Origin of the sequence: Idiomarina sp. X4, from assembly GCF_002808045.1 — a bacterium.
In the GTDB taxonomy this organism is placed as follows: Bacteria; Pseudomonadota; Gammaproteobacteria; order Enterobacterales; family Alteromonadaceae; genus Idiomarina.
Window position 1 is genome coordinate 1,940,767 of the sequence record NZ_CP025000.1, and the last position, 26,418, is coordinate 1,967,184.

At 47.5% G+C, this 26,418-nt stretch carries 30 protein-coding genes; 22 read left to right on the forward strand and 8 right to left on the reverse strand.

Translation table 11 applies throughout. The features are described from left to right. Nucleotides 1-398: 398 nt before the first annotated feature. From CWC33_RS09325 to CWC33_RS09400, 17 genes are all read left to right on the forward strand, one after another. Nucleotides 399-1,187, forward strand: coding sequence for a DUF3450 domain-containing protein (locus tag CWC33_RS09325; RefSeq protein WP_198511851.1), 789 nt, complete (start codon nucleotides 399-401; stop codon nucleotides 1,185-1,187). Further along, complete coding sequence (locus CWC33_RS09330; protein ID WP_100691697.1) at nucleotides 1,184-2,551, forward strand: MotA/TolQ/ExbB proton channel family protein; 1,368 nt, start codon at nucleotides 1,184-1,186, stop codon at nucleotides 2,549-2,551. Before CWC33_RS09325 ends, CWC33_RS09330 begins: the two co-directional genes overlap by 4 nt. Before the next feature lie 3 nt (nucleotides 2,552-2,554). Beyond that, on the forward strand, nucleotides 2,555-3,079 hold the full coding sequence (locus tag CWC33_RS09335) for a MotA/TolQ/ExbB proton channel family protein (RefSeq protein ID WP_088767742.1): 525 nt from the start codon (nucleotides 2,555-2,557) through the stop codon (nucleotides 3,077-3,079). A gap of 12 nt (nucleotides 3,080-3,091) precedes the next feature. Then, nucleotides 3,092-3,493, forward strand: a complete 402-nt coding sequence (locus CWC33_RS09340; RefSeq protein WP_100691698.1) for an ExbD/TolR family protein — start codon at nucleotides 3,092-3,094, stop codon at nucleotides 3,491-3,493. Nucleotide 3,494: 1 nt separating this feature from the next. Next, nucleotides 3,495-4,106 carry an energy transducer TonB gene (locus tag CWC33_RS09345; protein ID WP_100691699.1) on the forward strand — a complete coding sequence of 204 codons (612 nt, stop codon included), beginning with the start codon at nucleotides 3,495-3,497 and terminating at the stop codon, nucleotides 4,104-4,106. 3 nt (nucleotides 4,107-4,109) lie between these two features. Beyond that, nucleotides 4,110-5,402, forward strand: coding sequence for a tetratricopeptide repeat protein (locus tag CWC33_RS09350; RefSeq protein ID WP_100691700.1), 1,293 nt, complete (start codon nucleotides 4,110-4,112; stop codon nucleotides 5,400-5,402). A gap of 132 nt (nucleotides 5,403-5,534) precedes the next feature. Then, entirely contained in the window at nucleotides 5,535-5,657 is a 123-nt protein-coding gene (locus CWC33_RS12770) for a hypothetical protein (RefSeq protein ID WP_268762555.1), read from the forward strand. 39 nt (nucleotides 5,658-5,696) lie between these two features. After that, nucleotides 5,697-6,074: a response regulator gene (locus CWC33_RS09355; protein ID WP_100691701.1), complete on the forward strand. Its 378-nt coding sequence runs from the start codon at nucleotides 5,697-5,699 to the stop codon at nucleotides 6,072-6,074. A 17-nt stretch (nucleotides 6,075-6,091) separates the two neighbouring features. Further along, nucleotides 6,092-6,625, forward strand: a complete 534-nt coding sequence (locus CWC33_RS09360) for an adenine phosphoribosyltransferase (protein ID WP_100691702.1) — start codon at nucleotides 6,092-6,094, stop codon at nucleotides 6,623-6,625. 21 nt (nucleotides 6,626-6,646) lie between these two features. Further along, entirely contained in the window at nucleotides 6,647-8,695 is a 2,049-nt protein-coding gene (gene dnaX, locus CWC33_RS09365; protein WP_100691703.1) for a DNA polymerase III subunit gamma/tau, read from the forward strand. A 29-nt stretch (nucleotides 8,696-8,724) separates the two neighbouring features. Continuing rightward, nucleotides 8,725-9,051 carry a YbaB/EbfC family nucleoid-associated protein gene (locus CWC33_RS09370; protein ID WP_088767747.1) on the forward strand — a complete coding sequence of 109 codons (327 nt, stop codon included), beginning with the start codon at nucleotides 8,725-8,727 and terminating at the stop codon, nucleotides 9,049-9,051. 15 nt (nucleotides 9,052-9,066) lie between these two features. After that, the gene (recR, locus tag CWC33_RS09375; RefSeq protein ID WP_100691704.1) at nucleotides 9,067-9,672 is read left to right on the forward strand and encodes a recombination mediator RecR; all 606 of its coding nucleotides are present in this window, start codon (nucleotides 9,067-9,069) and stop codon (nucleotides 9,670-9,672) included. Nucleotides 9,673-9,748: 76 nt separating this feature from the next. Beyond that, the gene (htpG, locus tag CWC33_RS09380) at nucleotides 9,749-11,662 is read left to right on the forward strand and encodes a molecular chaperone HtpG (RefSeq protein WP_100691705.1); all 1,914 of its coding nucleotides are present in this window, start codon (nucleotides 9,749-9,751) and stop codon (nucleotides 11,660-11,662) included. Between the two features lie 111 nt (nucleotides 11,663-11,773). Further along, nucleotides 11,774-12,421 (forward strand): adenylate kinase, encoded by a 648-nt coding sequence (gene adk / locus CWC33_RS09385; protein WP_100691706.1) that lies wholly within the window; start codon nucleotides 11,774-11,776, stop codon nucleotides 12,419-12,421. A gap of 48 nt (nucleotides 12,422-12,469) precedes the next feature. Then, nucleotides 12,470-12,871: an MAPEG family protein gene (locus CWC33_RS09390; protein WP_053952589.1), complete on the forward strand. Its 402-nt coding sequence runs from the start codon at nucleotides 12,470-12,472 to the stop codon at nucleotides 12,869-12,871. 9 nt (nucleotides 12,872-12,880) lie between these two features. Further along, on the forward strand, nucleotides 12,881-13,663 hold the full coding sequence (locus tag CWC33_RS09395) for an alpha/beta fold hydrolase (RefSeq protein ID WP_100691707.1): 783 nt from the start codon (nucleotides 12,881-12,883) through the stop codon (nucleotides 13,661-13,663). A 44-nt stretch (nucleotides 13,664-13,707) separates the two neighbouring features. Beyond that, the gene (locus CWC33_RS09400; protein WP_100691708.1) at nucleotides 13,708-15,093 is read left to right on the forward strand and encodes an MATE family efflux transporter; all 1,386 of its coding nucleotides are present in this window, start codon (nucleotides 13,708-13,710) and stop codon (nucleotides 15,091-15,093) included. Between the two features lie 11 nt (nucleotides 15,094-15,104). Here the strand turns inward: CWC33_RS09400 and hisIE are convergent, their stop codons facing one another. From hisIE to hisG, 8 genes are read right to left on the reverse strand one after another with little or no spacing between them, the layout of a single operon-like run. After that, a complete protein-coding gene (gene hisIE / locus CWC33_RS09405; protein WP_100691709.1) occupies nucleotides 15,105-15,713 on the reverse strand; it encodes a bifunctional phosphoribosyl-AMP cyclohydrolase/phosphoribosyl-ATP diphosphatase HisIE in 609 nt (202 codons plus the stop codon). Nucleotides 15,714-15,722: 9 nt separating this feature from the next. Continuing rightward, entirely contained in the window at nucleotides 15,723-16,505 is a 783-nt protein-coding gene (gene hisF / locus CWC33_RS09410) for an imidazole glycerol phosphate synthase subunit HisF (RefSeq protein WP_100691710.1), read from the reverse strand. Then, nucleotides 16,487-17,224 (reverse strand): 1-(5-phosphoribosyl)-5-[(5-phosphoribosylamino)methylideneamino]imidazole-4-carboxamide isomerase, encoded by a 738-nt coding sequence (gene hisA / locus CWC33_RS09415; RefSeq protein ID WP_100691711.1) that lies wholly within the window; start codon nucleotides 17,222-17,224, stop codon nucleotides 16,487-16,489. The genes hisF and hisA overlap by 19 nt, the downstream gene beginning before the upstream one ends. Continuing rightward, nucleotides 17,218-17,808, reverse strand: coding sequence for an imidazole glycerol phosphate synthase subunit HisH (hisH, locus tag CWC33_RS09420; protein WP_100691712.1), 591 nt, complete (start codon nucleotides 17,806-17,808; stop codon nucleotides 17,218-17,220). The genes hisA and hisH overlap by 7 nt, the downstream gene beginning before the upstream one ends. Further along, entirely contained in the window at nucleotides 17,805-18,881 is a 1,077-nt protein-coding gene (gene hisB, locus CWC33_RS09425; protein WP_100691713.1) for a bifunctional histidinol-phosphatase/imidazoleglycerol-phosphate dehydratase HisB, read from the reverse strand. The genes hisH and hisB overlap by 4 nt, the downstream gene beginning before the upstream one ends. Then, nucleotides 18,878-19,960 carry a histidinol-phosphate transaminase gene (hisC, locus tag CWC33_RS09430; RefSeq protein WP_100691714.1) on the reverse strand — a complete coding sequence of 361 codons (1,083 nt, stop codon included), beginning with the start codon at nucleotides 19,958-19,960 and terminating at the stop codon, nucleotides 18,878-18,880. The genes hisB and hisC overlap by 4 nt, the downstream gene beginning before the upstream one ends. Beyond that, entirely contained in the window at nucleotides 19,960-21,270 is a 1,311-nt protein-coding gene (hisD, locus tag CWC33_RS09435) for a histidinol dehydrogenase (protein ID WP_100691715.1), read from the reverse strand. The genes hisC and hisD overlap by 1 nt, the downstream gene beginning before the upstream one ends. Nucleotides 21,271-21,272: 2 nt before the next feature. Then, nucleotides 21,273-22,166, reverse strand: coding sequence for an ATP phosphoribosyltransferase (hisG, locus tag CWC33_RS09440; protein WP_100691716.1), 894 nt, complete (start codon nucleotides 22,164-22,166; stop codon nucleotides 21,273-21,275). A gap of 340 nt (nucleotides 22,167-22,506) precedes the next feature. Here hisG and CWC33_RS09445 point away from each other — a divergent pair, with 340 nt between their 5' ends. The 5 genes from CWC33_RS09445 (at nucleotide 22,507) to CWC33_RS09465 (ending at nucleotide 26,416) form a co-directional block, all read left to right on the forward strand. Next, nucleotides 22,507-22,788: a hypothetical protein gene (locus CWC33_RS09445; protein ID WP_100691717.1), complete on the forward strand. Its 282-nt coding sequence runs from the start codon at nucleotides 22,507-22,509 to the stop codon at nucleotides 22,786-22,788. A 51-nt stretch (nucleotides 22,789-22,839) separates the two neighbouring features. After that, a complete protein-coding gene (locus CWC33_RS09450) occupies nucleotides 22,840-24,774 on the forward strand; it encodes an ATP-dependent DNA helicase (RefSeq protein WP_100691718.1) in 1,935 nt (644 codons plus the stop codon). After that, nucleotides 24,771-25,454, forward strand: coding sequence for a tRNA (adenosine(37)-N6)-threonylcarbamoyltransferase complex dimerization subunit type 1 TsaB (gene tsaB / locus CWC33_RS09455; protein ID WP_100691719.1), 684 nt, complete (start codon nucleotides 24,771-24,773; stop codon nucleotides 25,452-25,454). Before CWC33_RS09450 ends, tsaB begins: the two co-directional genes overlap by 4 nt. Before the next feature lie 67 nt (nucleotides 25,455-25,521). After that, nucleotides 25,522-25,824: a hypothetical protein gene (locus tag CWC33_RS09460; RefSeq protein WP_100691720.1), complete on the forward strand. Its 303-nt coding sequence runs from the start codon at nucleotides 25,522-25,524 to the stop codon at nucleotides 25,822-25,824. A 13-nt stretch (nucleotides 25,825-25,837) separates the two neighbouring features. Then, nucleotides 25,838-26,416 (forward strand): Slp family lipoprotein, encoded by a 579-nt coding sequence (locus CWC33_RS09465; RefSeq protein WP_058578754.1) that lies wholly within the window; start codon nucleotides 25,838-25,840, stop codon nucleotides 26,414-26,416. Nucleotides 26,417-26,418 lie beyond the last annotated feature (2 nt).

Here is a 26,418-nt window from a genome sequence, read left to right on the forward strand (position 1 = left end):
AAAATTACTTGTATAAAAAACGTTGAAATTTATAAGGCAGTGTTGTTCGTGGATCAAAAAGTGATACTATTCAAGACAGGAGTAGTAGCTAAAAAGGGGTATGTTTTACTTCTTTGAGGCTATGAATTGATTTGACGACAGGATGTTGTCTTAAAATCTGGAGATTGTACGAGTCCAGATCCGTGTTCTACAGTATAGAATTGAAGCGATAGCTATAGCGCGGTTAACTCAGGCAACTTGGTTGACAGCGTATAGTCATCGTGGGAGTATTCTTGGTTATTGTCACTTTTGTCGACAATAACTATAAACCGTGGAACGAGATCTTTTCGTCATTCAAACAACTGGTGTTTCGCGCCTTAGGCGTTGAAGCGGAAGTTAAGTCAAATTGGTTGGGAACTATGACCAAAGTAATCAAAAGAACCAAACTCGCTGCAACCCTGATGGGTGTGGTGGCGTTTGCTGGCACCGGCGTCGCCGCTGCACAGCAAGTCGATGTAGCTAAGCTACAAAACGAAGAGAAAAAGATTCTTAATGCGGACGCTCAGTCTCAAGAGAAAGTAAACTCTCTGTTTGAGCAAAGCCAGGATCTTCTTATCGAATATCGCTCAGTGATTGCTGAGTATGAGAACTTGAAAGTTTACAACGACCACGTTCAGCGCTTGGTTAATGACCAAGAAGCAACGCTAGCGTCTTTGCAAAAGCAAATTGACGGCATCGAGCGTACTAAGCAGGGCGTCGTTCCCCTTATGTATGAAATGATCGATGCGCTAGAACAATTTGTAAAATTGGATATTCCAATTCACCGTGAAAAGCGTATGGAACGTGTTGAGCGTCTGCGCGACATCATGGACAGCGCTAACGTTTCAACGTCTGAGCAGTTCCGTCAAATAATTGAAGCGTACCAGACCGAAATGGACTACGGTTCAGGCTTGATCTCTTACCAAGGCAACTTGGAAGTAGACGGCGAGCAAGTGGCTGTTGATTATTTCCACATGGGTCGTGTTGCATTCCTCGCACAGTCTCTCGATTTGAGAAATGCTTGGATTTACAACAACGAAACTGATGAGTGGACTGCTTTGGAAGACGAGTTTATCCGTCCTCTGACCCAAGCGATTCGTATGTCACGTAAGCAAACAGCTTACGATCTGGTGAAACTTCCAGTATTCGCAGCGGAGAGTGCAGAATGAATAAATTAGTAAAATCATTAATGATTGCAGCAGCAGTCACCCTTTCTGCCGGTACGACTCTCGCTGCACAAGCTCAGGATACATCTGAAGCTAAGAGTCTTGACGAGCTGTTACAGCTAGTTGAGAAAAACCGTGTTTCTTCTCGTCAATTAAACGCTGAGCGTGAGCGCGAATTCACAGCGGCGCGTGCTGACAAACAAGCCATGCTAAACCGTGCTAAGCAGCAGCTTGAAGATGAGAAAGCGCGTGGTAAACGTTTACAGAATGAATTTTCTGAAAACGAAGTCGCGTTAGCGAACAAAGAGCAGGAACTTGAGAACGCCAAAGGCACCTTAGGTGAAATGTTTGGTGTTGTTCGTGGTGCGGCAACCGAAACAATCGGTCGTATCGCGACTTCAATTGTAAGTGCTCAATACCCGGGACGTGAAGACGTTCTGCAAAGCTTATCTGAAGCAAAAGAACTGCCAACCCTGGAAGAGTTAGAAGAGCTTTGGCAAGCGCTTCTTACTGAAATGGTTCAGTCGGGTAAAGTTGTGAAGTTTAACACTGAAGTAACGCTGCTTGACGGTGGTACTGAGCAACGTGAAGTGGTTCGTTTAGGTGTATTTAACCTGATTTCCGGTGACCAGTACTTGGTGTATAACGACACGACTGAGCAAGTTCAGCCATTAGGTCGTCAGCCAGAAGGTGGAGCAACAGGACAGGCACAAGAATTCTTCAATACTGAAAGCGGTTATGAAGGTGTGTTCCTTGATCCATCTAAAGGTCAGATTCTTGGTCTGTTAACTCAAAAAGCAACGCTTTCTGAGCGTTATCACCAAGGTGGTACAGTTGGTTATGTTATTACCGTTGTACTGATTATTGGCTTATTAATCGCGCTTTATAAGTTGATTACTTTAACTGGCGCGGCGGGCAAAATCCGTTCACAGCTTAAAGATCCTGAAAACCCTAAAGACAGCAACGCTTTAGGTCGTATTCTGAAAGTTTATCAGGAGAACAAGAGTGCAGATCCTGAAAACTTAGAATTGAAACTGGACGAAGCGATTCTGCGTGAAACTCCGAAGATTGACAGCGGTGTAAACGTTATCAAGATCTTCGCAGCAATCGCGCCACTGCTTGGTCTATTAGGTACAGTTGTTGGTATGATTGGTACGTTCCAGTCAATCACACTGTTTGGTACCGGTGATCCGAAGATCATGGCGGGCGATATCTCAATGGCGTTGGTAACAACGGCTATGGGTCTTATCGCAGCTATTCCATTGATTTTGGCTCACAGTATTGTGGCATCTCGCGCTAAGTCTATCGTTCACATTCTGGACGAGCAGGCAGCGGGAATCGTAGCTGCGCACTCGGAGAAGGAGTAACCCATGCTTTACCTGATGGAACTTTGGGAATCTATCAGGGATTTTCTGGCTACCGGTGGCGATGTCCTGTACATCGTCATGGGGGTGCTCTTTCTAATGTGGGTACTGATGATTGAGCGTTATTGGTACCTTACCGGCGCATTCCCTAAGCTTCGCAACGACATTATTGCGAAGTGGGATGCTCGTAAGGACACCACCTCATGGTACGCCCATAGAATCCGTGAAGCATGGATTTCCGAAGCGAACGATAAACTGAATGCTCGTATTCTGTTAATTAAAACTTGTGTTGCCTTATGTCCGCTGGTCGGACTGTTGGGAACCGTAACCGGTATGATTACGGTCTTCGAAATCATGGCAGTACAAGGGACGGGTAACCCTCGTCTAATGGCATCGGGTATTTCGATGGCAACTATCCCAACGATGGCGGGTATGGTTGCAGCTTTATCCGGCATGTTTTTCGCAACTCGACTTGAAAGTAAGGTTCGTCGTGCGAAAGAAGGCCTGGTTGACAGTTTGCCACATCACTAAGAGAGTAAAACTATGGCACGTAATCGTAATCGAGAAGAAGAAGATGCGTCTATCGATATGACGCCGATGCTCGACATCGTCTTCATCATGTTGATCTTCTTTATCGTAACGACTTCATTCGTTAAAGAAGCTGGTATTCAGGTCAATAAACCTGAAGCTAATCAGGCGAACAAGGAGCCTTCAGCAAACATCTTTATCGCAATTCGTGATACAGGTGAAATCTGGATGGATAAACGCCAAGTCGACGTTAAGCGCGTTGCAGCAAACTTAGAACGTATGCTAGCAGAGCAACCAACGGACTTAGTGGTTATTCAGGCGGATAAAAAAGCTGAACATGGTCGCGTCGTTGAAGTTATGGACCAAATTAAGGAAGCGGGTATCGATAAGATATCCATAGCAGCGGAGACTAACTAATATGGTGCGCTTTTTAGTATCTTTACTACTAGGTGCGGCCGTTACGTTTGCTTTGTTTGCTTTCATGGCTTACTTAATCGGTGGGGGGGCGAAAAGTAATGAAGCTCCGCCCCCAACACCGGTCATTGACATCGTAACGTCGCCACCTGAGTCTGACGTGCAAGAGCGTCGGCGTACTCCGCCGCCGCCACCGCCGCCACCTGAGCAGCCGCCTGAGACTCCACAGTCTCAGCCTGATACTTCAGATTCCAGTCTGAATTTGAATATGGGCTTTGATGTGGATGTAGGTGGAGCTGACACCGGTCTATCTGGTCCGGGGGGAGGCTTAAATAGTGACGGTGATGCAACGCCTATCGTTCGCATCGAGCCGCGCTATCCGCCTCAAGCGGCGCGTAATGGTACTGAAGGTTGGGTTCAATTACGGTTCACTATCGATCAACAAGGTGGTGTAACTGACGTTGAAGTCATTGACTCTGAACCTCGTCGAGTATTTGACCGTGAAGCTCGTCGCGCATTGTTGCGCTGGAAGTACAAGCCGAAGGTTGTCGACGGCAAGCCGGTTCGTCAACCGGGGATGACTGTCCAGCTCGACTTTACAATGGATGGGAACTAAGAAATGAACTATTTATCAAAAACATTTGTTAGTGCCCTGGCTTTTGTCGCGGCTATGTCGTTGACCATGGTCCAGGCTTCGGCCCAGGACCTTGGTTTCAACATTCCGGATAAAGAGACCGTTGAGGCGCAGAAGAAAGCACGAAAAAACCAGACTGCATCACAAAGCATTGGTCGGGCTATCATGAATGCGTTCGAGGCTTATGAGGAAGATAATATTCCTGAAGCAATAGCAATTTTAGAAGACGAGGAACCTAGCGACTCATACGATAAAGCGTATCTTGCTAGATTTCTGGGAAATCTATATGCCGCTCAGGAGCGTATCGACGAAGCATTAAGTCTGTTAAAGAACGCAGTGGATGAAGATATTCTTGGTTGGAGTGATCAGGCTGCGGCCATGAAGTTGGTCGGTCAGTTAAGTCTTCAGGAAGAAATGTATGACCAGTCTATCGAGTATCTTCGTAAATGGGTTCAGTTTACTGGCGAAAAAGATCCAAAAGTCTTCCTGTATATGGCTAATGCCTACTACCAGAAGAAAGAGTTCGCTAAGATAATTCCATTTGCCGAAGCCGCTTTAGAGTATGGAGATCCTGATAAAAACGTTTACACGTTAATGATGGCTTCATATTACGAGCGTAAAATGTACTCGGATGCGATTGGCGTACTAGAGGAAGGTTTGAATAAGCTTCCTGAGGTGACTCAATGGTGGCCGCAGTTAGCTCAATTCTACATGCTCGAAGAAAATCTGCCTAAAGCACTTCAAACTATGGAAATAGCTTATTTAGCAGGATACCTGGATAAAGAAAGCCAATTTAAAATGTTGGTTCAGCTTTATGACAACGAAGGTATTCCGTATAAAGCAGCTACCACCATGGAAAAGCATGTGGAAGCAGGCGACATCGAGCAAACGGCTAAGAATTTCGCTACCATAGCTAACAGCTATCACCGTGCGAAAACACTGGATAAAGCCGTTGAATGGTACCTTCGTGCAGCAGAAACTGCAGAAGATGCGGATGACAAAGGTGAGTACTATCGTAAGCGCGGCAATATTATGTTGCTAAACGAACAGTACATTGCAGCAGCAGAACCTTTGAAAAAAGCATTGGATTATTTGGAAGGTCGTGACGAAGGTCGAGTTTATATGTCTTTAGCCGAAGCGTATTTCTACGGTGGTGATTACCGCCAAGCGATGAGATACGTTAATGAAGCGGCTAAATTCGACGGACAACGTCGCAGCGCCCGAAGCTGGAAAGGTTATATTCAATCAACTGCGAAACGCAAAGGTATTGAATTATAATTTAACCTGATAGCGTTGATTATCAGAATAAAACCCGGCCTAATCAGGTCGGGTTTTTTATTGGTTGAACTGCTTTTATCAGCGCATAGGATCAAGTATGATCTGCCTCGACTTATTTAGGAGGTAGATGTCATGTCATCAGAGTCGTTTAAAGAGCCTGCCGGGTTCGGTTATTTGTTATTCGCTATTGTATTGTTTGTTATTGCAGGTTGCTTGCCATTAGTACTGCGCTTAATACAAGTGTTATCTGCCTAATAGTCAAGCTGTAAAAGGCTTAAGGTGTAAGTGACAGTTATGTCTATTTCAATGCTTATTGTCGAAGATAAAGATAATACGCTTCAGACAATTCGTAGAATGTTGGAACCTTTGAAGCTCGATATTCAGACGGCTCAAGACGGGTTGGATGGCTTAAGTAAGGCCAAAAAAGACTACTACGATCTTATTCTTATTGATCATAAAATGCCGGTAATGGATGGCCTTTCGCTATTGAAGAACCTGCGAGAGTTGGAAAGCTATCGCAATGCGCCATTACTCTTTATGTCGACAGACTCATTAGTCGAAGTTGAGCCAAAAGCGTTGGCTGCCGGTGCGACACAATGTTTATCAAAACCACTTGATGCAGAGTATTTAATTGACTCTGTAAATAATTGGTCAGCAAAAGCAGTTGCATAAATAAAGAACAAAGGTTTATGGAAGCAAGTCTAAAGGAAGTGAGAGATTCAATCGGCGCTATTCAGGATTATCCGAAACCAGGCATTATCTTTCGGGATATTACTCCGTTATTGCAAAATCCAAGTGCGTTCAAAAGCAGCATTGAGGCTTTTAAAAAGCGTTACCAAGGGGAAGGAATTACCCAAATAGCTGCTATTGAAGCAAGAGGTTTTTTATTTGGTGCTGCACTTGCTTATGCACTGGATTGCGGTGTCACTCTCCTAAGAAAGCCTGGAAAGCTGCCGGGCAAAACGGTCTGTCAAAGCTATGAGTTAGAGTACGGTAGTGATGAGCTTCATATTCACGAAAATGCCTTGTCAGCTGATGATAATGTGTTAATTATTGATGACTTGCTGGCAACTGGTGGTACAGTACTCGCCGCTGAGAAGCTGATTCGTTCAACTGGAGCGTTGGTAAAAGAGGCGGCGTTTGTCGTTTCATTAACTGAGCTTGGCGGTGAGGATAAATTGCGGCAAGCAGGCATTGCATGCTATACCTTGTGTCAATTCTGAAAACTTCAACCTGAGAGCCTTATGAGTTATCAAGTTCTGGCAAGAAAGTGGCGACCGTCCCAGTTTTCTGAGGTGGTTGGGCAACAGCATGTATTGAAACCGTTAGAACATGCACTGCTGAAGCAAAGGCTTCATCACGCTTACCTCTTTTCCGGAACTCGCGGCGTCGGAAAAACCACGATAGCACGGATTTTAGCCAAAGCATTGAACTGTGATACTGGTGTTACCTCAACCCCATGTAGCCAATGTTCAGCCTGCCAGGAAATTGATCAGGGACGCTTTGTCGACTTATTAGAAATTGACGCGGCGTCGCGTACAAAAGTAGAAGACACGCGAGAGCTTCTTGATAACGTGCAGTACCGGCCAACGCGCGGACGATATAAAGTCTACCTTATTGACGAGGTTCACATGTTGTCGCGTCATAGCTTCAACGCCCTATTGAAGACGCTCGAGGAACCGCCTGAACATGTTAAGTTTTTGCTGGCGACAACTGATCCACAAAAGTTGCCGGTAACCGTGCTGTCTCGTTGCTTACAATTCAATTTAAAAGCACTGTCAAAGGAAGACATTGCTGGTCAGCTGAAATATGTTTTAGAGCAGGAAAGTATTTCGGCGGATTCGGAATCGCTTTCGTTGCTGGCAAGATCCGCTAATGGCAGTATGCGCGACGCGCTCAGCCTAACCGATCAAGCTATTGCTCAGGGGCATGGTGAAGTGTTGTTAGACAGTGTTCGGCAAATGTTGGGCAATGTACCGACCGCCGATATTGCTGGCTTATTGAGCGATGTATTGAATAATGACGCCGTTTCTTTAATGCAGCGTGTCGATAACATGGTCGCTGTGGTTCCTGATTTAAGCTCAGTACTGGTTGAAATGCAGAGCCTGTTGCATCAATTGGCCTTGATGCAGCAACTGCCGGAATCACAGCAAGCCTTTGATAATGTTGATACCTTGCAACCGCTGCTGCGACAAATGCCCGCTGAGTTGATACAAGTATTCTATCGAATTGTGTTGGAAGGGCGGCGAGAGCAGCCTTATGCTGTGGATGCCAGAAGTGGTCTTGAAATGACGTTACTGCGTTTATTGGCGTTTCGCCCAAAAACGGTGACCTCAAAGGATAACTCATCCAACGAACCTCATTTATCTGAAAAACCTTTAGAAAAGGCATCGTCAGACCTTACCGCATCAAATGAACAGAACGAGATGAGAGCGCCAACAACGTCGGAGCGCTTAGTAGAGTCGGATGCGGGACTAAATGTACAATACAACAATGAAGTAAATGAAGACCTTGCGAGCTTTTCACACAATGAAGAGCTAGGCAGCGAACTCCCGGATGTTGATACCTACCGGCAACCACCTGAACCAGCGCAAGATGAGCAGACTAACTCTCAAACTGACACTCCGGTATCCGGCTTAGATGATTTGTTGCAAATGCGGCAAGATTTAATGCAAAAAAAAAAGCCCGGTGAAGTAGCGTCGAAAGGCACTTTTGAAGCATCAAGTCATCAAGAGTCGACGACTCAGCCTAAAGCCGCAGTGCCAACACCTGAGACAGAGTTGGAATCAAACTGGGTAGAGCTTTCTGAACAACCACATGACAACGCTGCGCGCAATGATACATCGCAGCCGGTGCTTACCGCAGAGCACAACTACGACTATCCGGAAATCACCGACGACATAAAAGAGGCGGCGGATATTGATCGCTGGAGCGCAATGATAGCGGGTATGGACATTTCCGGCTTGGCGCGACAGGTATTACTGAACTCGGAGTTACAACAAAGTGGCGATGATAATTGGACAATTCTGGTTAACAGTGATCAACAGTCACTACTAAATAGCGCAACCGAGCAGGCTGTAAGGGAGTCTTTGCAAGAAGTTTTGGGACAACATACTAGGGTGTCTTTTTCGATAGGAACGCCGACACAGCCCACGCCACTTATGTTGCAGCAACGTATTAATGAATACAGACATAAGCGCGCTCTAGAACGTTTAGAAAAAGATAATGGCGTGATGGAGTTGAAAAAACGCTTTGGCGCACAAATTGATGAAGAATCGGTGCAAGCGCTTTAACGAATTAAATAAGAGATGAGGAAGTAAACATGTTTAAAGGCGGAATGGGAAATATGATGAAGCAGGCGCAGCAAATGCAAGAGCGCATGCAAAAAGCCCAGGAAGAAATCGCAACTATGGAAGTCACCGGCGAAGCTGGTGCTGGTATGGTAAAAGTCACAATGTTGGGCAACCACAACGTCAAACGCGTGAGCATTGATCCAAGCCTAATGGACGATGACCAGGAAATGCTGGAAGACTTAGTGGCAGCGGCGACGAACGATGCAGTGCGTCGTGTCGAAGAAACCAGTAAAGAACGTATGTCAGAAATTACCGGCGGTATGGGTTTACCTCCGGGCTTTAAAATGCCGTTTTAACGCGGAGAGACAGTAGTGAAGTTGAGCCCGGCTATCGAGCAATTGGTGGAAAGCTTGAAGCGTTTACCTGGGGTTGGTCAGAAAACGGCTCAGCGTATGGCGTTTCACTTATTGGAAAGAGATAAACCGGGCGCATCAAACTTGTCTGACGCTTTAAAGTACGCGGTTGAAACTGTCGGACATTGTGAACGTTGCCGTACTTTGACCGAAAACGAGCTTTGCCCTATTTGTCTGGACTCAAAACGGAGCCTCAGTGGCGTGCTTTGCATCGTTGAAACGCCGGCCGATGTGTTAGCCATTGAGCAAACCTCCCAGTTTAAAGGTCGCTATTTTGTGCTAATGGGTCACTTATCGCCGCTTGATGGTGTTGGTCCCTCAGACATTGGCTTAGATAAGCTTGAAGAGCAGCTTCAATCCGACAATATCGAAGAAATCATACTTGCCACTAACCCTACCGTCGAAGGTGATGCAACAGCTCATTACATCGCGGACATGGCGGATCAACACAAGATTAACACCACTCGCATCGCTCACGGCGTTCCTGTAGGTGGTGAACTGGGCTACGTTGATCAAACCACATTAGGTCACGCGTTTAGCGGCCGAAAACAATTCATTCGCTGACTTGAAAACCGTAGTGTCATCCCCATTTTAAAACGTTAGGTATCACTGTACGTTCTAAACAGTAGGAGAAAACACTATGGCGGAAGCCGGTCAAATGGAAAAACACGGGTTTCAGACAGAAGTAAAACAGCTGCTTCATTTGATGATCCATTCTTTGTATTCCAATAAAGAAATTTTCTTGCGCGAATTGGTTTCCAACGCGTCTGATGCGGCGGATAAGCTGCGCTTTAAAGCGCTGAGTGACAACTCTCTATATGGCGACGACAATGAGCTGTTTGTCCGCATCTCGGTTGATAAGGAAGCTAAGACGGTTACTGTCAGTGACAACGGTATTGGCATGACGCGTGACGATGTTATGAATAACCTGGGTACTATCGCTAAATCAGGAACTGCAGAGTTCTTTGGCCAGCTTTCCGGTGATCAGGCAAAAGATAGTCAGCTTATTGGTCAGTTTGGTGTCGGTTTCTACTCCGCATTTATTGTTGCAGATGAGGTTACCGTGCGCACACGCTCAGCGTTAGGTAAAGATACTGCGGGTGTTGAATGGCGTTCGCGTGGCGAAGGTGAATTTGAAATTGCTGAGATTGAAAAGGCTCGTCGCGGCACCGATATCATCTTGCACCTGAAAGATGATGCCGAAGAATTCTTAGACGAGTATCGCCTGCGAGGCATTATTAATAAATACTCAGAGCACTTGAGCATTCCAGTGCAAATGTGGAAAGAGCCGGTTGCTGAATCTGAGGACGGTGAAGGCAACAAAATTGAAGCGCAGCCCGGTGAGTGGGAAACTATTAACTCAGGCAAGGCGCTATGGACGCGTGATAAGTCAGAAATTACTGACGACGAATACAAAGAGTTTTACAAAACGGTTGCGCACGACTTTGACGAACCGCTGCTGTGGACGCATAACAAAGTCGAAGGTACCACGGAGTACACAAACTTGCTGTACATTCCGAAAAGGGCTCCATGGGACTTATGGAACCGCGAACAGCAGCATGGCGTAAAGCTTTATGTTAAGCGCGTCTTTATTATGGATGATGCAGAACAACTAATGCCGACTTATCTGCGTTTTGTACGCGGCTTGGTGGACTCGAATGACTTGCCGTTGAATGTGTCTCGTGAAATTCTTCAGGACAACAAAATTACTCGTTCAATGCGTAACGGTAGCACTAAAAAAGTGCTACAAATTCTGAAGAAACTAGCGAAAGACAACAAGGAAGAGTATCAGCAGTTCTGGGACACCTTCGGTAATGTCTTAAAAGAAGGTCCGGCGGAAGACCATAGTAATCGCGAGCGTATTGCGGAGTTATTACGTTTTGCGTCGACCCATAATGACAGTGCTGTTCAGTCAGTCAGTCTTGATGACTACATTGAGCGCATGAAGGATGGTCAGGATAAGATCTTCTACATTGTGGCGGACAGCTATGAAGCGGCGAAAAATAATCCCGCATTGGAAATATTCCGCAAGAAAGGTATAGAAGTTCTGTTGCTCTCCGATCGTATTGATGAATGGCTCATGAGCCACTTAACCGAGTTTAAGGAAAAGCAGTTACAGTCGGTAACTCGAGGTGATTTGGATCTTGGTGAGCTCGACGACGAACAAGATAAGGCCGAGCAGGAAAAAGCCGAAGAAGCCTTCAAAGAGAGTCTTGAGCGCTTTGAGAAAGCGTTGGGTGATAAAGTGAAAAAGGTTCGCGTAACGCACCGTTTAACGGACTCTCCAGCGTGTATCATCACCGACGAGCATGATATGAGCACGCAAATGGCGAAGTTGATGGAAGCGGCAGGTCAGGCGGTGCCCGAAACCAAGTACATTTTTGAGGTGAACCCTGAGCACGCTTTGGTTCAGAGAATGTTGGAAAAAGACGATGAAACCTTCAAAGAGTGGGCTGATGTATTACTCGATCAAGCCACACTTGCAGAGCGTGGAAATCTGAAAGATCCAGCTTCATTTGTGACGAAACTGAATAAGTTAATGCTTAACGCATAAGCCTTCTGCTGCGGTCATACGATTGGCCGCAGCACTTCTCTGTGCTTGTAATACCTTGCCTGTCAGGGTAAAGTTCGGGGCAGACTTTTGAATCACGCAAAGAGGTTTCTTATGCGCATTATTTTATTGGGCGCTCCGGGGGCTGGTAAAGGCACCCAGGCTCAGTTCCTGATGAACACATTTGGTATTCCTCAAATTTCGACAGGTGACATGTTGCGTTCAGCAATTAAGTCGGGTTCGGAGTTAGGAAAAAAGGCCAAGCAGGTAATGGATGCCGGTCAGCTTGTTTCTGATGACATCATCATTGAGCTGGTGAAAGAGCGTATCGCTGAGCCAGACTGCCAAAACGGCTTTTTGTTAGATGGTTTCCCTCGCACGATTCCGCAAGCTGATGCAATGCGTGATAACGGCATTGAGATCGACTACGTATTAGAATTTGATGTGCCGGATGAAGTGATCGTTGAGCGCATGAGTGGACGTCGCGTGCACCCTGGTTCAGGTCGTGTTTATCACGTTGAGCATAACCCGCCAAAAGAAGAAGGCAAGGACGATGAAACTGGCGAAGAGCTGGTTATTCGCCCGGATGACCAAGAACAAACGGTCCGTAAACGCCTGTCAGTATACCATGAGCAAACTGAACCACTGGTTGAGTATTACCAGAAATTGTCGGAAGAAGGCAAAACTGAGTATTACAAAATCGATGGCACACAGCCGGTTGAAAAAGTTAGCGACCAGCTTGGTGAGCTACTGAAAAAATAAACACAAAGGCTCACTTGGTGGGCCTTTTTTGAATAAAGGGGCGACACAATGGATATTCGCATCACCGGTTTTTACGCTGGCTTACTTGCAGTACTTTATTTAATTTTGGCTGTGCGAATTGTTCGCTTACGCTGGAAGTATCGCGTTGGTATTGGTACCGGTGGAGAAGACGAGCTGAAAGTGGCAGTACGAGTCCATGGTAACTTTATTGAGTATGTCCCGTTTATTCTTATTTTGCTTGGTATGGTTGAAGCTAATGGGACTTCAACGGAGCTGGTTCACGGAATTGGTATTGCTACGCTCATTGCCCGTATAAGCCATGCTATTGGTTTAACTAAGACAATAGGGCCAAGCATCTTTCGCACTATTGGTGTTCTGGGTACCTTCGCCGTTCTGTTATTCAGTGCGGGAATTTGTGTCGGTCAGTTCATTGGCTTTAGCTTGCTGTAGAGAAACAAAATGTCAGAGTTAGGTTCTGGAGTGTATGTTTTTGGTGAGAAGCACAACCCACCGGTATTGTTGCTTCACAGCTCTCAAAGCGCGAGTTCTCAGTGGCGAGACTTAATTCAAAGGCTTAGCCCAACTCGTTTTGTTATTGCCGTTGACTTACTCGGTTATGGGAAAGCACCACAGCCTGAAGCTGTGGCGAACTTTCGCTTGGCAGACGAGATACCCCGGGTCGTTGAGGCTGTTTCGGCGTTAAAAATAGATACTGCAATTGATGTGATTGGTCACTCTTACGGTGGTGCCTTGGCGTTGAAACTGGCCTTGGAGCAACCTTTTACCATCGCAAAAGTAGCCGTGTACGAACCCGTTGCATTCCATGTGTTAGCCGATGACTCCCCCGGAATGATTGAAATACAGGAAATCAGTCAGGCGATGCATGGGAAAGATGCTGAAGAGTGTACCCGCACCTTTGTCGATTACTGGAACAGTCCTGGCTATTTCGACGCCTTGCCGTCCAAAATACAGACGTTGATGGTGAAGCAGGCAGCCAAGGTGGCACTGGACTTTGATGCGCTGCTTAACGAGCCTAAGCGCCTGAACGATTATGCCGGTCTTGATCAGCCTGTGTTGATGGTTCAGGGCGAGCATACCCGTCGTAGTGCTAAGGCAGTGGCTGATGCACTCTCGACGGTTATTAGCCAGCTGAAGCGTGAGTCCATTGCCGCAGGACACATGGGGCCTCTGACACATCCGGCAGAGGTGAATGAGAAGTTAGTACAATACATCAACAGCTAACGCTACACGTGCGATACAGCCTAAATTAGCGAGACACTCCAACTGTGAAATCCTGGCAAGACAATAAAAGCGAAGTGATCAAACTGGCTCGACTCACTGGCCCAATACTTATCGCACAACTCACACAGATGTTGATGAGCGTTGTTGATACGGTAATGGCCGGTCGAAAAAGTGCAATTGATCTTGCGGCGGTATCCGTTGGCGGCAGTATTTTTGTACCCGCGACACTATTAGTTTTCGGTCTTGCTTTGGCGCTTGCCCCCATTATTTCTCATTTTGACGGCTCCGGTGGTCATCGAAAAATGGCGAATATTCTGCAGCAGGGGTTTTATGCTTGTGCCATAGTCGGAGCTATTACCCTAGTAGGGATGTCTTCAGCACCTTGGCTGCTCGACTTAATGGAAGTAGAGGATAAGTTCCGTCAGGTCACGCTGGACTACTTGTTCTATATTGCCTGGGGTATTCCCGGCTTTGTTATTTATGCCGTTCTGAGAAACTTCTGTGAGGGCATGTCGAACACCATGCCGTCACTGATTATTGGCTTCATCGGACTTATCATCAATATTCCGGCGAACTATATTTTTGTCTATGGCGAATTTGGCATGCCGGCACTTGGTGGCGCCGGTTGTGGTGTGGCAACCGCATTAGTGCTCTGGGGGATGGCAATTTCGATGGCCATTTATACATTCGGCGCCAAGCGCTATAAAGACTTAAAGTTATTACGCCGATGGTACAAACCAAGTTGGGATGACGTGACTTATGTCATTCGTCTGGGCTTTCCCATTTCAATGTCACTATTTTTCGAAGTTAGCTTATTTGCCGCGGTTGCTCTATTAATTGCTCCGCTAGGCCCGACCGTGGTCTCTGCCCACCAAATAGCCTTAAACATAAGTTCGCTGGTTTATATGGTCCCGCTCAGTATTTCTATGGCGGTGACTTTGCGTGTCGGTTTTGCATTAGGTGCCGGAAACCCTGATAATGCAATGCGTAACTTTAGAATTGCGCTTTGGTTTGGTGGTGTGTTTGCGGCCGTAAACGGGCTTATCATGTATTTGGGAGGCAGTTTTCTTGCCAGTTTATACACACCGAATACCGAGGTGATCAACTTAGCGGCGACCTTGATGGGCTTAGCAGCTATTTTCACCTTGTCTGACACGTTCCAGGTGGTGGCAATGGGTACTCTCAGGGGCTACAAAGATACGACACTGCCAATGGTCTTGGCGTTCATATCGTACTGGCCTTTCGGTTTAACCGTGGGGTATGTACTCGGACGAACCGACTTAGTGGTGCCGGCAATGGGAGCTGCCGGTTTTTGGATAGGCTTTATTAGTGGCCTGAGTGTGGCGGCCGTTTTATTGTCTGTCAGGCTGAAAAAAGTTTCAAAAGCCTATAAGCGCCGCCACTTTCAAGAGCAACTGAACAACGCATAATTAGCTATCAGCTAATTATGGCGTTGTTTAAGCACCTTAAGCACATCGTTCATTGACAAGTCGCTGGCACTGAGTACCACCAATAAGTGATACAGCAGGTCGGCGCTTTCATTAAGCAGTTCGTCTTTATCGTTGGTTGCTGCTGCCAGCGCCACTTCGACGCCTTCTTCGCCAACCTTCTGAGCGCAGCGTTTAATGCCTTTCTGGAAGAGGCTGGCAGTGTAGCTTTCACCGGCATCGGCGCCTTTTCTTGAATTAATAACCCCTTCTAAGTGGTGTAAAAAAGACCCTGACGTCTCAGCGAAACAGCTTTGAGTGCCCAAATGGCAGGTTGGCCCGTTAGGCATTGCTTTAACTAGCAGTGCGTCACTGTCGCAGTCGGTATGAATTTCTTCCAGCTCAAGAACGAGGCCGGAGCTTTCACCCTTAGTCCATAAACGCGCTTTGCTGCGGCTGTAAAAAGTGACCTGACCTGACGCTAATGTCTTCTCAAGTGCTTTGTCGTTCATGTAACCCAGCATTAGGACCTCGCCGGTCAAAACGTGCTGTACAACACAGGGAAGCAGGTTGTCCATTTTTGTCCAGTCAAGGCTGTTTAGGTTTTGTTTGTCGACTCTCACTGTCACTCCTTAAGATTCAATAGGACGCACGACAATGCCATTGTTGTGCATCGCGCTTTTCACATCAGCAATTGAAAATACGTTCTTATGAAAGACGGAAGCTGCTAATGCTCCATCAACTTTGGCGTTATTAAAGACATCGACAAAGTGCTGTATTTCACCAGCGCCACCAGAGGCAATTATGGGCACCGAACAGTAGTCACGTAAAGCGGTCAGTTGCTCAATATCGTACCCTTTGCGAACGCCATCTTGATTCATGCAGTTCAAGACAATTTCGCCGGCACCCCGTTTAATCACTTCCTGCAACCAGTCCTTGGTTTGCCATGCCGACTTGCGTGACTTCTTTTCATCGCCGGTAAATTGGTGCACCTCATAGGTATCGGTCTCTTCATTGAAGAAACTATCAATACCGATAACAATGCACTGTTGACCGAACTCTGCCACCAACGTGTCGATCAATGACGGATCCAGTAACGCAGGGGAGTTAATCGACAGCTTATCTGCGCCTTTTGACAGTAACTCTTGAGCCTGCGCTACTGAGCGAATACCGCCGGCGACTGTAAACGGGATATTAATTTGTTTGGCAACCCGTTCTACCCACGATTTATCCACCGTACGACCATCGGACGAGGCAGTTATATCGTAGAAAACCAACTCGTCGGCGCCGCTTTCGGCGTAATGGCGGGCCAACGGAATAATATCACCAATGACTTCGTGGTTACGAAATTTAACGCCCTTAACGACCTGACCGTCGCGAACGTCCAAACAAGGAATTACTCGCTTTGCCAACATGCCAGTGCATCCTCCAAAGTAAATTGATTGGTTAACAGCGATTTACCCAGAATCACTGAGTCGCAGTTAATCGCTTTTAAAGCTTTTATATCGTCTAAACTGCTCACGCCACCCGATGCTTGCCACTGTACGCTGGGGTATTTGCTTTTGTATTTTTGATACAGTTCGACGTTGCTCCCGCTGAGTGTTCCGTCCTTGCTAATGTCGGTGCATAATACGTGCTGGCAGCCTACTTCAAGGTATTGGTCTAAAACATCTTCCAAAGCCTTACCTGAAGACTCTTGCCAGCCGTGCGTTGCAACTAACGCTTGGCCGTTGGGTTGAATGTTCACATCCAGCGCCAGTACGATTTTTTCCGGACCGTAGGTTTTAAACCACTCGAGCACCTTCTCGGGTGAGCTAACAGCCGTCGACCCAATAACCACTCGCTTAACGCCAACCGCAAGTAGCGCGTCGATGTCTTCCGTGGTGCGAATACCGCCACCGACCTGGCATTTCATACCGGACTCTTTAATCAGTTTTTCGAGTAGTTTGGTTTGACGGTGTTGAGGATCTTTGGCGCCGTCTAAGTCCACCAAGTGCAGCCATTCGGCTCCGGCTATAGCATAGCTCTTCGCCTGCTCGACAGGTGAAAACTGATATTCGGTTTTTTGAGCAAAGTCGCCTTGGTACAGCCGTACAACGGCACCATCAATTAAGTCTAACGCAGGTATTAGCAAAGCTTAGCCTCCAGGAACTCACGTAAAATAGATTCACCCACTTTGCCTGAGCGCTCTGGGTGAAATTGTGCGCCGAAGTAGTTGTTATGGCGAATCATTGATGCAAAGCGTTGACCGTACTCGGCCTCGGCAATGGTGTATTCGTCTACGGCGACCGCATAGCTGTGAACAAAGTAACAGTATTGTTCGGCAGCCTTCAGCAGCGGATTATTATTGGTTGGCATCGACGTATTCCAGCCCATGTGTGGCAACGGTAGGTCACCAACTTCTAGCCGTTTAGTTAGTGACGGAATTAGCCCCAGGCACTCGACATCCCCCTCTTCAGAATGAGAGGTCATCAGCTGCATACCCAAACAGATACCTAAAACCGGTTGTTCAAGTGACTTCAGCACGTCAACCAATTGCTTTCTTCGCAGATTACGCATCGCCGCTGCAGCGGTTCCCACGCCCGGCAAAATGACACGATCAGCGACGCGAATCGCGTTTACGTCGTCTGTCACTGTGCATGAGTATCCCAACCGTTCTATAGCAAAGCGAACTGAGGTTAAGTTCGCGCACTCAGTATCAACAATGACAACCTTCATGCCAGCATACCTTTACTTGATGGCAGTTGCTGGTCGCCGGTTTTGGCAACCGCCTGGCGTAACGCTCGACCAAAGACTTTAAACAGGCTTTCTACTTGGTGGTGACTGTTGCCTTCGGTTGTTGAGAGGTGCAGGCTAATGGCCATAGCATCGGTCAACGAGCGGAAGAAATGTTCGACCATTTCTGTCGATAATTCGCCGACTTTGTCACGACTAAAATCTGCTTGCCACTTCAGGTAAGGACGGCCGGATAAGTCAATCAGGCACTCGGCTTTACATTCGTCCATCGGCAGCGCGAAGCCAAAGCGACCAATACCGCGTTTGTCGCCAAGCGCGGAACGCAAGGCCTGCCCCAGTGCTAAAGCTGTATCCTCAATGGTGTGGTGATCATCAATGTGTAAGTCACCTTTCACGACGGCGCTCATATAAATGCCCGCGTGTGTGGCAATTTGTTCCAGCATGTGGTCAAAAAAGCCAATGCCGGTACTGAATGTGCCACGCGCTGAGCTATCTAAGTCGATGGCGATGTTAATGTCGGTTTCATGCGTTTTACGAGACACGGTTGCTGTTCTCGGGCGATCAACAATTTCGTGAACAATGTCGTCCCAACTGTATTCTTCCCGGTTATAACGAAGTCCGCGAATGCCCATGCCTTGCGCCAGTTGTAAGTCAGTTTCTCTGTCGCCAATAACGAAAGAGTTAGCAAAGTCGACTTTGCCTTCCGTTAGATAAGGTTGCACAAGCCCCAGCTTAGGCTTACGACATGCGCAATTGTCTTCATCAAAGTGTGGGCAAATTAATACGTCATCAAAACGGACCCCTTGCGACTCAAATACCGACATCATTAAATTGTGCGGAGCTTCAAAGGTATCCGTCGGGAAACTCTCGGTACCCAGCCCGTCTTGGTTGGATACTATCACCAACCGATATCCCGCATTTTGCAGCTTCAAAAGTGCGGGTATTACACCCGGCTCAAAAACTAGCTTGTCGACACTGTCGAGCTGCTTATCGACGGGCGGCTCTTCAACCAAGGTGCCGTCGCGATCAATAAAAAGTATGGATTGCTGTGTCATGAAAAATACCCTTTCAGTCGTTGTGCCAACTCGTCGTTTTCTTCGCGGCTACCTACCGTTATTCTAATACAACCGTCTAACCCGAGTTGTTTAGACTGGTCACGAATCAACACACCTTGTTGTTGCAGTGTACTGACGATGTCGGCCGCATTGGTTTGGGTGGTATCACAACGATACAGTAAAAAATTCGTTACGCTTTCAAACTCTAGTGTTAGTGGTAAGTCACTGAGTAACCCGATCAGCCGCTCGCGCTCGCCGATAAGTGTATCGACCTGCTGCTGCATACGCTCAATATTGCCCGGGTTTAGTGCCTGCGTTGCTATGTTAATGGTAGGCTCCGGCAGCGGATAGGGCGCCAATATCTTTTTCATTAGCTCAATAATGTCGTTAGTCGCTAATAAAAAGCCGCAACGAATACCAGCAAGCGCAAAGGCTTTTGATAATGTCCTCAATACCACAAGGTTAGGGTAGGTCGTTAGCCACGATGCTTTGCTGTCGTCATAACAGAATTCGATATAGGCTTCGTCAACCACAATAACGGTGCTGGGGCATGCTTCAAGCACTTGCTGAATGTCTGTTGCATTTAGCCAATTACCCAGCGGGTTTGAAGGCGAACACAGAAAAGCGACCTTACAGTTTTGAGCCTGCTTTATCACTTCTTCAACGTTGAGTTGCCCCTTTCTTTGTCCGCAATCAATAAGCGGAACCTCAACAGTATTGACGGCGTAGGTTTTAGCCGAAATCGCATACATACCGTAAGTAGGTGGACAAATGAGAATATTGTCCTGTCCCGGCTCGCAAAACGCCCGAATCAACAATTCGATACCCTCATCAGAGCCGCGAGTACTTAGCACCTGGTTCGGTTGTACACCAGCATAGTCGGCATAAGCTGTATTAAGCGTCTCTGACTGAAACTGTGGATACCGGTTCAGAGCGCCGTCGTCAAAGCCGTAACCGTTATCAAACGGTGACTCATTGGCGTTCAGCCATACATTGCCACCGCTCATACTGCGTCTAGCCGACGCATAAGGCGTCAGTGCTTTTAGGTGCCGGCGCTGAGATTGTTCCGCTAATGACATTATTGGTTCTCCATGCGAATGGTGACAGCTTTAGCGTGTGCATCGAGCCCCTCAACACTCGCCAGGGTTGTAATCGCCTCTGACAAAGTGGCTAAGCCTTCGTAGGACAATTCCTGTACGGTATAACGGCGATAAAAGTCCAATAGTCCCAAACTACTGTAATTGCGCGCGTAACCGTAGGTCGGTAATACGTGGTTAGTGCCTGTCGCGTAATCACCACCAGATTCCGGTGTATAGTGACCCACAAAAACAGAGCCTGCACGGGTCAATTTGGGTAGCAATGAGCGGGCATTATTCGTTTGTATGGATAAGTGCTCTGGCGCATAGTGCTCACTAATAGCTACTGCATCATCAATCGTCTCGACAACCAGTAAACGGCTTTCGGCTAACGCCTGGGCTGCAATATCCGCACGTTGTAACTGCTGACACTGCTCAATGACTGCTTGCTTCACTCTGTCTGCCAGTGTGCTTGACGGTGTGACCAGAATAACTTGTGAGTCGGGGCCGTGCTCGGCCTGAGACAACAAGTCGGCCGCAATATAGGCCGGGTTAGCAGTGTCATCACCAATAACCAGTAATTCAGAAGGACCGGCGGGTAAGTCGATAGCACAGCCACTGGCGTCATTGCTCACCTGTTGCTTAGCTTCGGTGACAAAACTGTTGCCCGGACCAAATACTTTATCGACCGGGGCAATGGACTCTGTACCATAAGCCAGGGCGGCAACTGCTTGAGCGCCGCCGCAGGTGTATATTTCGGTAATACCGCACTGGTTTGCGGCGTACAACAGCGCATCCGGTAAGTCACCGCTTTTGTCCGGCGGACTGACTAGCACAACGCGTTGACAGTCGGCTAGCTGAGCGGGCACGCCGAGCATGAGTGCAGTAGATGGCAACGTCGCGCTACCACCAGGAATATAAAGCCCAACGGCATCTAATGGCGCATAGCGAAGTTCACACTGAACACCACTTATGGTTTCAACAGCAAGGTTTTCAGGTACTTGTGCCTGGTGAAAACGACGAATAGTTCCGTAAGCTGTATCAATCGCCTCTGCCACCTTTTTGTCTAGACGCTTAACGGCTTGCTCTATACGCTGTTTCGGTACACGCAGAGAGGTCGCCTCAGAATAGTCAAACTGCCGAGTGTAATTCAGCAGTGCACTGTCACCGTTGTCACGAATATCGGCAATAATTTTTTGAACCGTTTGTTGCGTGTTTGTCGCCGTTGCCTGACGGGGACGCGAAAGCCGCTGTTCCTTTTCGTCGGCAGACAAGTCTGCCCACCGCTCAACCTTGATGTTTAAGTCTTGCATAGTTACCCCATCATTTTTTCAATTGGCAGAACAAGAATAGAGCTGCAACCTTTCGCCTTTAAATCTTCCATGGTTTCCCAGAACAGCTTTTCTGTACTGACCATGTGCACCGCTACTTGTTTGTCAGTGTGACTAAGCGGCAAAATAGTCGGGGTTTCTGCGCCCGGCAGCAGTTCAACCACTTCTTCGAGCTTGTCTTTGGGCGCGTGGAGCATAATGTATTTGCTTTCTTTCGCCATTTGTACACCATCGATGCGCGGCAGTAGTTGGTCAATCATCGCCTGCTTTTCATCAGACAGGCTTTCTGAGTTTTGAATGAGCTGTGCCTGCGAGCGGAATATGACTTCCTTCTCGACCAAACCGTTAGCTTCCAGTGTTGCCCCTGTTGATACCAGGTCACAAATCGCATCAGCCAAGCCTGCTCTCGGGGCTACTTCGACGGAGCCCGTCAGCATGACAACGCGGGCATTAATGCCATTGTCCTTAAGGTAACGCTTCAATAGTTGCGGATAGGTTGTGGCAATTCGCATTCCGTCTAAGTCAGCTTGTGACTGGTAAGAGAGCTCACGCGGTACCGCAATTGACAAACGACACTGACCGAATTCCAGCGCTCTGAGTGGTTGAAACACGGCTGTTGTATCACTGGCTATGCGTTCAAGTCGCGCTTCTTCCAGCACGTTTTCGCCTACCAGACCTAAGTCGACAACACCGTCCATGACTAAGCCGGGAATGTCATCGTCACGCACCCGGAGTAAATCGATAGGATGACTGGTGCTGTGGGCAATGAGGCGGGCTTCATTAATGCTAAACTTAACACCGCAGGCATTTAATAACGCCATTGACTCTTTACTCAGACGACCAGATTTTTGTATCGCTATCGTTAAACGGTTAGTCATAATTACTCCTAAAAATTAAAAAACCTCCGAAAGTTGCCTTTCGGAGGTTGTATAGTCAATCGAAAGGCTAGCGCTTATGCGGCTAGCCAGAAGTTCGCTCTCAGCTAGCCCTTAAAATCCAATGATGTGCGTGATGATGATGAACGAATTTCATTTTATTGACTCCAATGATATACGCTGTATTTCGCAAAGTTGTATAATACCTTAACAGGTTGATTTTGTAATGCAAGCGTAAATTTATTCCTTTACGGGTCGATATTAGGTTAATATTTAACCAGTGGTTGTATAATCAAGACGGTAACGTCGGTGACAAAAAGCAAGGATACAGCGGAGCAAACTCATGGCTAACTTTGATGCAATGGTGCCATTAATACCAAAGGATACCCGGGTACCGGTTGACCACTCTCAGGATCAAATGAGAGTTAATCAAATTGAGAAAACCAAAGAGCTTCAAGCGATTAGCGATGAGGAAAGCACCACTATTGATAACGATCCTGACCGTGAGAAACAACGGCAACAGCAATCTTCTGAACAGCAACAGTCTGAACCCGAGGTGACTCAGGAAGAGTCAACAGAAGACAGTCTGGATAGCAATTCTGGTCATATAGACACCTACGCCTGACTCTTTTTCTATGTCATAATGCGCGCTAATTATCATTAACTAGCGCGAACTATGCCAACCGTTTCTTCCATTTTTCAGCCCGATGGTGAGCTGGCGTCAACTATAGACAACTTTCAGCCTCGACCGTCGCAAACGACAATGGCACAAGCCATTGAAAAAACGCTGAAAAAGAAAAGCCAACTCGTGGTTGAGGCTGAGACCGGCACCGGCAAAACCTTTGCTTACCTTGCACCCATTCTGCTTTCCAAAGGTAAGGCTATTGTCTCTACCGGCACGAAAAACCTGCAAGAACAGCTGTTTCACCGGGACTTACCCGTATTACGAAAAAAGCTGGCGCCGCAAAAAGTGGTGGCCTTGCTGAAAGGGCGCTCGAATTACCTCTGTTTGCATCGCCTGGAACAAGCGAAGCAGCAGGCCGGACAGCTCCCTAAAGAGATTCAGGACCAGCTCATTACAGTGACGCGTTGGTCAACGACAACTCGCAGCGGTGATATGGGTGAGCTGAATGTGCTTCCGGAAGGGGCGGCGGTTTTACCTCAGGTAACCAGTACTCAGGATAACTGCCTGGGGCGTGACTGCCCGGTTTATGATGACTGCCATTTAGTACAAGCGCGGAAGCAAGCTTTAGAAGCTGATGTTGTGGTGGTGAATCATCACTTGTTTTTTGCGGACATGGCGTTAAAGGATACGGGGTTTGGCGAGCTCATTCCTGCTGTAGATACCGTGGTATTTGATGAGGCCCACCAAATACCCGATATTGCTAGTCAGTACTTTGGTGAAACGGTGTCGACGCGTCAATTGAGTGAAATGTGTGAGGAAATTCAGCGCTTGTGCCTGACGGAGTTGAAAGACTTGTCACAGGCCAGTGCTATGGCGCGAACGTTGCTGCAATCACTGCGCGACTTTCGGTTGTTGTTTCCTCATGATCCGATGCGCGGCAACTGGCGCGAATGGCGCAATAAAGAAGACATTGTCGAAGTGACGGATCGTCTCGACGAACGTTTAACCCTGCTTATTGATGTGCTAAAAACGGCGCAGGGTCGAAACAAAGATCTCGACAATTTATTAGAACGGGCAGAGGATTACAGGGTCATTTGGCGCCAGTTAATGGACGTTGAACGCACCGGTTACAGCTTTTGGTTTGAAACCACGCCAAGGCAAATCAGCTTGCATCAAACGCCATTAAGTGTGGCTAAAACCTTCGGTGGCTATATTAAGCGCAATAGTATGAGTTGGGTGTTCACCTCGGCGACATTAGCCGTTAATGGCAACTTTGAGTTTTTTACACGTCGACTGGGTATTGAAGAAGCCGACACCCTGGTCCTTGAAAGCCCATTTGACTTTAAAAAGCAGGCAACCTTATGCCTGCCTCGTTACTTACCGGACGCCAATGATCGCAATCGCCACGAAATGCTGACGGACATTGCGACGCAATGCATAAGACACAATGAAGGCGGAACCTTTTTATTATTTACCAGCCATCGAATGCTGCAACAAATGGCAGGAATTCTAAGAGAGCACGTCGACAATGAAATCTTGGTGCAGGGCGAGTCAAATAAAGGTGAGTTGTTAGAACGCTTCACCAAAGCCGGCAACGCTGTACTGTTAGGCACCTCGTCGTTCTGGGAAGGTGTGGATGTCAGAGGTAATGCGCTGCGTTGTGTGATTATTGATAAGCTGCCGTTTGCATCGCCGGATGATCCGTTATTGAATGCGCGGGTGGAAGACGCACGCCTACGAGGTGTGGATGCCTTTGGCACTATCCAGCTTCCGCAAGCCGTTATTGCCTTAAAGCAGGGCGCAGGGCGGCTTATTCGGGATAAGTACGACTCGGGTATTCTGGTGGTTTGCGATAATCGGCTGGTAACACGTCAGTATGGTAAGCAGTTTTTGGCCAGCCTACCGGCTATGAGTCGCACCCGTAGCTTAGATACCGCGCTTGAATTTTTGGCGCATAAAAGTTCTACAGAAGAGCAAAATGTATGAAGTCGTTATTAGCTATAGATACATCAACTGAAAATTGTTCTGTCGCGCTTGTTCATGATGGCAAGTTGACAACCCGTGATATTGAAAGCCCCCGGGAGCACTCACAAAAGCTGTTGCCTTTTGTGGAAGAGGTGCTCGACAGTGCCGGCGTGTCTTTAGCCGAGTTGGACGGGCTTGTGGTTGGTGCTGGCCCAGGTAGCTTTACAGGCGTGCGTATTGGCGTGTCTATGGCACAGGGGCTCGCATTTAGTGCTGACTTACCCGTTTACCCCGTGTGCAGTTTGCAGGCACTTGCACAGCAAGCCATCCGTAAAAACGATGTTGCTGGTGTGGTGGCTTGTATCGATGCACGTATGGGAGAGGTGTATTACGCTCTGTATGCCAATGAGAACGGGGTTGCTGTGGCTCAGTCAGAGCCGGCTGTAGCAAAACCAGACACGAACATTATTGATACAGGATGCTTGAAGGGCTGGGGTACTGCTGGTACAGGCTGGGACGTCTACGCCGATATTCTTGATGAAAATCATGAGCTACAACACTGCGATAATAGCCGGCTACCGTTGGCGGAGGATATGCTGACAGTAGTGAATGGTGCTGGTGTTGACCCGGTTCAGGCCGAACAGCTTGAGCCACTCTATGTGCGTAATGAAGTGACCTGGAAAAAGTTACCGGGGCGTTAACTTGCTGAACGCTCAGGAACTCGCCATAATAGATCCTGTCTTACATAACAGATGAGCCAATATTGACGTGCAGATAAATCCGCAAACGGTACAGCCGTTAAGTAACCAACAGCAGGCATCGCAACAGACGGTGCAGCGTGACAACGAGCAGCAGAAAAATGCCGCCGTGTCTAATGCTGTGGAGTTACCGCAGGTCGTTCCTGATGCGAAGCAAAGCCGCCGTCAGGCAGAGCGTTGGCAGTCATTAAACACCATGTATGACGAACCACCTCAACGCTCACAAAAGGCGTTAAGTGCTTATCAAACGGTAGCTTTGAATGAAAAACGTGAAGAAGTTGCGTCAATGTTTGGTGTCGACGTTTATGCCTAAAGAGAGGTCTGTTATGAGATTACTGACATGTTTGTTGTTCGCTATAGGTTTAGCTGGCTGTGCGTCTGTTCCGACAGAGCTGGAAACCAGCAATGAAGATGCGCTGGTCGCTTACAAGCAGGCAAAAGCTCAGCAGGATAAAGTGGTTGGTCAACCGGCCCGCTGGGGTGGAGTTATTGCTGACGTTCGCAATACAGAAGATAAAACGGTATTTGAAGTAGTGAGCTTCCCGCTGCAACGTTGGGGACGGCCCGAAGTGAGTGACGACAGTGATGGCCGTTTCTTAGCGGTTATTGATGGTTTTATTGACCCTGAAGTCTATAAAAAAGGTCGTGCGATAAGCTTCGTTGGTACGATTGGTGAAACTCAGCAGGGCAAAATTGATGAGTACACATACATTTATCCGGTTCTCGAAGCGGATAACCACTATTTGTGGAAGCCTAAAGCACAAAAGAACCACGTAGAAATTGACTACTCACCGCTGTGGTTCCGCCATAACTTCTATTCACCGTACTATCCCTACCGCTATCCGGTACCCGTGCGTGTGCGAGTAGAGGACAATTCAGGTACACCGGCAAAAGAACGTAACTGATT

Excerpts from the sequence above, each read along its gene's own strand:
- CWC33_RS09390 (WP_053952589.1), top strand. The coding sequence starts at position 12,470 with ATGGATATTCGCATCACCGGTTTTTACGCTGGCTTACTTGCAGTACTT.
- hisH (WP_100691712.1), bottom strand. The coding sequence starts at position 17,808 with ATGAAGGTTGTCATTGTTGATACTGAGTGCGCGAACTTAACCTCAGTT.
- CWC33_RS09340 (WP_100691698.1), top strand. The coding sequence starts at position 3,092 with ATGGCACGTAATCGTAATCGAGAAGAAGAAGATGCGTCTATCGATATG.
- CWC33_RS09355 (WP_100691701.1), top strand. The coding sequence starts at position 5,697 with ATGTCTATTTCAATGCTTATTGTCGAAGATAAAGATAATACGCTTCAG.
- CWC33_RS12770 (WP_268762555.1), top strand. The coding sequence starts at position 5,535 with ATGTCATCAGAGTCGTTTAAAGAGCCTGCCGGGTTCGGTTATTTGTTA.
- CWC33_RS09330 (WP_100691697.1), top strand. The coding sequence starts at position 1,184 with ATGAATAAATTAGTAAAATCATTAATGATTGCAGCAGCAGTCACCCTT.
- CWC33_RS09450 (WP_100691718.1), top strand. The coding sequence starts at position 22,840 with ATGCCAACCGTTTCTTCCATTTTTCAGCCCGATGGTGAGCTGGCGTCA.
- htpG (WP_100691705.1), top strand. The coding sequence starts at position 9,749 with ATGGCGGAAGCCGGTCAAATGGAAAAACACGGGTTTCAGACAGAAGTA.
- CWC33_RS09395 (WP_100691707.1), top strand. The coding sequence starts at position 12,881 with ATGTCAGAGTTAGGTTCTGGAGTGTATGTTTTTGGTGAGAAGCACAAC.
- CWC33_RS09465 (WP_058578754.1), top strand. The coding sequence starts at position 25,838 with ATGAGATTACTGACATGTTTGTTGTTCGCTATAGGTTTAGCTGGCTGT.
- CWC33_RS09350 (WP_100691700.1), top strand. The coding sequence starts at position 4,110 with ATGAACTATTTATCAAAAACATTTGTTAGTGCCCTGGCTTTTGTCGCG.
- hisD (WP_100691715.1), bottom strand. The coding sequence starts at position 21,270 with ATGCAAGACTTAAACATCAAGGTTGAGCGGTGGGCAGACTTGTCTGCC.
- hisB (WP_100691713.1), bottom strand. The coding sequence starts at position 18,881 with ATGACACAGCAATCCATACTTTTTATTGATCGCGACGGCACCTTGGTT.
- CWC33_RS09370 (WP_088767747.1), top strand. The coding sequence starts at position 8,725 with ATGTTTAAAGGCGGAATGGGAAATATGATGAAGCAGGCGCAGCAAATG.
- CWC33_RS09360 (WP_100691702.1), top strand. The coding sequence starts at position 6,092 with ATGGAAGCAAGTCTAAAGGAAGTGAGAGATTCAATCGGCGCTATTCAG.
- adk (WP_100691706.1), top strand. The coding sequence starts at position 11,774 with ATGCGCATTATTTTATTGGGCGCTCCGGGGGCTGGTAAAGGCACCCAG.
- hisF (WP_100691710.1), bottom strand. The coding sequence starts at position 16,505 with ATGTTGGCAAAGCGAGTAATTCCTTGTTTGGACGTTCGCGACGGTCAG.
- CWC33_RS09445 (WP_100691717.1), top strand. The coding sequence starts at position 22,507 with ATGGCTAACTTTGATGCAATGGTGCCATTAATACCAAAGGATACCCGG.
- tsaB (WP_100691719.1), top strand. The coding sequence starts at position 24,771 with ATGAAGTCGTTATTAGCTATAGATACATCAACTGAAAATTGTTCTGTC.
- CWC33_RS09325 (WP_198511851.1), top strand. The coding sequence starts at position 399 with ATGACCAAAGTAATCAAAAGAACCAAACTCGCTGCAACCCTGATGGGT.
- CWC33_RS09335 (WP_088767742.1), top strand. The coding sequence starts at position 2,555 with ATGCTTTACCTGATGGAACTTTGGGAATCTATCAGGGATTTTCTGGCT.
- CWC33_RS09345 (WP_100691699.1), top strand. The coding sequence starts at position 3,495 with ATGGTGCGCTTTTTAGTATCTTTACTACTAGGTGCGGCCGTTACGTTT.
- dnaX (WP_100691703.1), top strand. The coding sequence starts at position 6,647 with ATGAGTTATCAAGTTCTGGCAAGAAAGTGGCGACCGTCCCAGTTTTCT.
- hisC (WP_100691714.1), bottom strand. The coding sequence starts at position 19,960 with ATGTCATTAGCGGAACAATCTCAGCGCCGGCACCTAAAAGCACTGACG.
- hisG (WP_100691716.1), bottom strand. The coding sequence starts at position 22,166 with ATGACTAACCGTTTAACGATAGCGATACAAAAATCTGGTCGTCTGAGT.